This window comes from Acidovorax sp. KPB24-03 (genome assembly GCF_057546605.1).
The window spans coordinates 1-4,474 of the sequence record NZ_BAAJYR010000289.1; the positions used below are offsets into that span (position 1 = coordinate 1).

General features: G+C 69.2%; 3 protein-coding genes. 1 reads left to right on the forward strand and 2 read right to left on the reverse strand.

From position 1 onward, the window contains the following. The coding region (locus tag AC27KI_RS19330; protein WP_487115320.1) for a thioesterase domain-containing protein at positions 1-984 on the forward strand (984 nt) is incomplete at its 5' end. Positions 985-1,034: 50 nt separating this feature from the next. Here the strand turns inward: AC27KI_RS19330 and AC27KI_RS19335 are convergent. Together AC27KI_RS19335 and AC27KI_RS19340 are read right to left on the reverse strand one after the other, a co-directional pair. Beyond that, entirely contained in the window at positions 1,035-3,425 is a 2,391-nt protein-coding gene (locus AC27KI_RS19335) for a TonB-dependent siderophore receptor (protein WP_487115322.1), read from the reverse strand. Between the two features lie 169 nt (positions 3,426-3,594). Next, the coding region (locus AC27KI_RS19340; RefSeq protein WP_487115324.1) for a FecR family protein at positions 3,595-4,474 on the reverse strand (880 nt) is incomplete at its 5' end.

Genomic DNA, 4,474 nt, shown 5'->3' on the forward strand with positions numbered 1-4,474 from the left:
AACTTCTTCGAAATCGGGGGCGACTCCATCGTGGCCCTGAAGCTGCTTGCCCGCATGAACCAGAGCCTGGCGGCGGAGCACGCCTTTTCGCTGCAGGACCTGATGCAAAAGCAGACCATCGCGCAGTTGCTGCAAGAAGCCCCGGGCGCGAGCGCTCCGCTGCGGCCCATCCAGCGCCTGGCGGCGGGGGCGGACACCTCGGCGATGCCGCTGTTCTGCATCGCGCCGGCGTTGCGGAACGTGCTGGACTACCAGCCCCTGGCGGACGAACTGGGCAAGGACCGCCCGGTATATGGCCTGTGCTGCACCGACCTGTCGCGCATCGACGCCATCGAGGCGCTGGCCGCCTACCACGTGGATCTGGTGCGCAACGTCTGTCCGCAGGGGCCGGTGGCGCTGCTTGGCTGGTCGCTGGGCGCGACCGAAGCGGTCTACATGGCACACCTGCTCGAAGCCGAAGGGCGCGAAGTGGCGTTCCTCGGCATGGTGGACAGTTTCGTGATGCACGGCGGCATCGTTCCTTACGACTGGCGCGAAGAGGCCCGCACCTTCCTGGCGGACTGGGTGGATGCCGGCGCCATCGACCAGGTGCTGCAGGTGCTCGGCACGGCGGACATGGCCTGCGTGGACTCGGTGCACCACACCACACAGGCTGCCAATGCGCTGGTGGCGCAGTTGGGCATCGATCCGGGCCAGGGGGGCATGGTGGAGAAATTCATGGCCTATCGTCGGCTCGATGCCGCGATCATGAAGCTGCCTCCACTGCCAGAGCTTCAGGCAGTGCCCGATGTCTGGTGGCGCGAGGACCGGCCCCCGCAGGAGGTGACGGCACTGGCGGACCAGCTGGGTGGACGCCTGCGCACGGGCGCATCGATCGGTGCGAGCCACCGTCAGATCATCCAGCACGGCGATCTGCTGCGGGCCTGCCGCCAGGCGATGCGGGCCACCGGGCCCGCGATGCAAACGCCAACGCGGCGGGTCTGAAACACGGCGCCGCCCCCAAGGCCAGGGGGGCGGCTGCACGCCGCCGGGATTTACCAGCGGTACTTGGCGGTGGCCGTCAGCGTGCGCTCACGCCCCATGTAGCACTCACGGTGGTAGCAGATGGTGTTGTACTTGCGGTCCAGCAGGTTCGTCGCGTTCAGTGCGAAGCGCCAGGGGCCCTGGTCGTAACGCAGCGCGGCATTGAGCAAGGTGAACCCGCCCTCGGCCGTGGTGTTCGCCTCGTCGTTCTGGCGCTCGCCTACGTAGTTCACGCCCGCGCCCACGCCGAAGCCGCCGCCGATCGCGTAGTCCAGCCAGAGCGATGCGGTCTGCTTGGGGATCGTGGCCGGGATCTTGCCCAACTCGCTCGTGTCGGCGCTCTCCAGCACCTTGAGATTCAGCACCGTGAACGATGCGGTGGCGCTGAGCCCGCGCATCAGTTCGGTCTTGGCCTCCAGCTCCAGCCCGCGCGAGCGCTGCTTGCCGATCTGCCGGGCGTCCGACGTGATGCTGTCGTAGGTGACCACGTTGGTCTTGCGCAGGTCGAACAGCGCTGCGGTGAACAGGGTCTTGCCGCCCTCGGGCTGGTACTTGATCCCCACCTCCACCTGCTTGCCCCGGCTCGGCTTGAACGGGTTGTTGTTGATGTCCACGCCACTGGTGGGCAGGAACGATTCGGCATAGCTGGCATAGGGCGACCAGCCGCCGCCCAGCAGGTAGTTCAACCCGATGCGGCCGCTGAAGGCATCGTCGCTCTGCGTGGTGCGCTGGGCGCTCAGGCGGTTGTCGGTGGTGGTCTTCACATGGTCCTGGCGCCCGCCCAGCGTGGCCACCCAGCGGTCGCCGAAGCGGATCTGGTCCTGTGCGTACAGGCCGATCTGGTCCATCTTCTGCGTGAAATCGGCCATGGGCGTGCGCGGTGTGGGCACGGCCATGCCGTACACGGGATTGAGCAGGTCCAGGTTGGGGCCGACGCCCCGAAAGCGCAGTGCCGTGCCTTCGAGGTGGTTCCAGTCCAGGCCGAAGAGCAGCGTGTGCTGCGCCGCGCCCGTGCGCACCGAGCCCTGCAACTGCGTGTCCAGGGAGCCTTGCTTGAGCCCGTCGTCCCAGGAGCGCGTGCTGCGGGAAATGGTGTGCCCGTCCGCCAGCACCGTATCCGCCCACAGCGCGTTGCGCTCCAGGGCGATGTCGGTGTACCGGGCGTTCTGGCGCACCGTCCAGCCGTTGTTCAATGCATGCTCGAACTGGTAGCCCAGTGAAGACTGGTCCTGCTGGAAGCGGCTGAAGGACGGGTCCCCGTATTTCACGTGCCGCAGAGTGCCGTCGGGCCCGAAGAAATTGGCGTAGTACGGGTCTTCGCCCGATTTGTCCTTGAGGAATTCGCCCAGCAGCGTGAACGAGGTGGCGGCGCTCGGCTGCCAGCGCAGCGACGGCGCGAGGTACAGGTGTGTGCGGTTGATGCGGTCGCCGTTCGGGTAGCGGTCCTGGTCGTTGCTGTCCAGGCCCACGCCCACCAGGCGGAAGCTCAGGTCGCTGCCTTCGCTCAGGGCGCCACCCACATCGAAGGCCAGTTGCTTGCGGTCGAAGCTGCCGTACTGCACCTCGATCTCGCGCGTGGCGTCGGCGCTCGGGGTCTTGCTCACGCGGTTGATGACGCCGCCGGCATCGCCCTGGCCGAAGAGCACCGAAGAGGGGCCGCGCAGCACTTCCACGCGCTCCAGCCCGTAGGGCTCGGTCATGCGGTAGACCACGCCGAACTGCGTCTGCGGCAGCCCGTCACGGTAGCTGCTGGTGTTGCCCGGAAAACCGCGCAGCGAAATGTATTCCCAGCCGCGGTTGTCCGGCCCGTACGTTGCCACCGAGACGCCAGGCGTCTGGGCCACGATGTCCATCAGCTCCAGCGAACCGCGCGCATCCATCTCGGTGCGCCCGATCACCGAGATCGACTGGGGCGTCTCCAGCAGGGCGGTGTCCGTCTTCGTGGCGGTTCTGCTGCGCTGGGCCACGTAGCCGTTCACCGGGCCATCGGGACGCTCGGTGTCGGCGCCCGCCTTCACCACCACGGTGGACAAGGTGCCGCTGGCGGCCTGCCGGCTGGCGCGGCGAATGGTGTAGCCCCCGCCGGCGGCGCTGCCGGCTTCCAGCGCGCTGCCGGCCAGCATGGACTGCAGGGCCTGCTCCACCGTGAGGCGGCCCGAGACCGGGCGGGACTCGGCCTCGCCCACCAGGTCGCCGGACGCGAACACCGGCACCCCGGTCTGGCGTGACAGCTCGGCCAACGCGCTGGCCAGCGGCTGGGCGGGCACCTTCACGTCGAAGGCCTGCGGTGCCACGGCTTGCGGTGCCTGGGCCAGGGCCGCAGGGCTCCAGCCGGCGAGAAGGGTTCCGAACGCGGCGGCGAGCGCCGCACCCAGGAGGGACTGACGGGGAAAGGAATGCATGGCTTTCTGAAACTCCAGGTAAATCGAACGACAAGGCAGCGGTCCATCGCGGTCCAGGCGCACTGGCCCGCAGTCGGGCGTGGCTTGTGCTTTGTTCCCATGACGTTCGAGCGGGCAGAACGGAGACAGCCCGCGTCTGGTTTCTTTGTCGGGGCGCTGCCCCAGGGTGTCAGCGGGCGCGCAGTTCGACGCCGCCGTCCGCCTGGACATGCACGGTCAGGGGCAGGATCGTCGGGAGCGCGGCCAGCAAGGCCGCGGAATCGCCCGCGCGGAACCGGCTGGACAGGCGCAGATCGCCCAGGCGCACATCGGCCAGCCTGATCGGCTGGGCGCGGTAGGCGTTGACCGTGGCCAGTGCATCGCGCAGCGGTTCGTTCCTGAACACCAGCCAGCCTTCCCGCCAGGCCGACAGCTGGGCCGGGTCCACGGGGCGCACCGGCTCGGCCCGGCCGTCCTGGAGGGCGAGCAACTGCCCGGGGTGCAGGTCGATCGCTTCGCTTTCTGCAATCGGGTCGTTGCCCGAAGGGGCCGTCAGCGGCTGCACGCGCACGTGCCCGCGCTCCACTCCCACGGTGACGGGGCCGCCCCGGTCGCGCACCGTGAACACGGTGCCCACCACCTCGATGCGCGCGCCACGGGCCAGCACCACGAACGGGCGGTCCACATCGCGGGCCACTTCGAAGCGGATCTCGCCCTGGGCCATCCGCACGCTGCGGTGCTGCCGGTACAGCGCCACGTCGATCGCGCTTCGGGGCGACAGGTCCAGCCGGCTGCCCGGGGCGCCGTCCTGCCCGTCGGCCAGCGACACCTTCAGCACCTGCGCAGTGCGTGTGGCGTAGGCGGCAGTGAACACCGGCTGCTGCCAGAGCCACTGCACGCCGCGTCCGGCCAGCAGCCCGGTGCCCACCAATGCGGCGGCGGACAGCAGCATGCGCCGGGCATTGGGCGACGCAGTGCCCCCGGCCGGGTCGCTGAAATGCGCACGCAGTTCGGTCGAGGCGCTGCCGATCGCCTCCCAGCGCCGGCGCGCCTCCTGCGCCGCGGCCTCG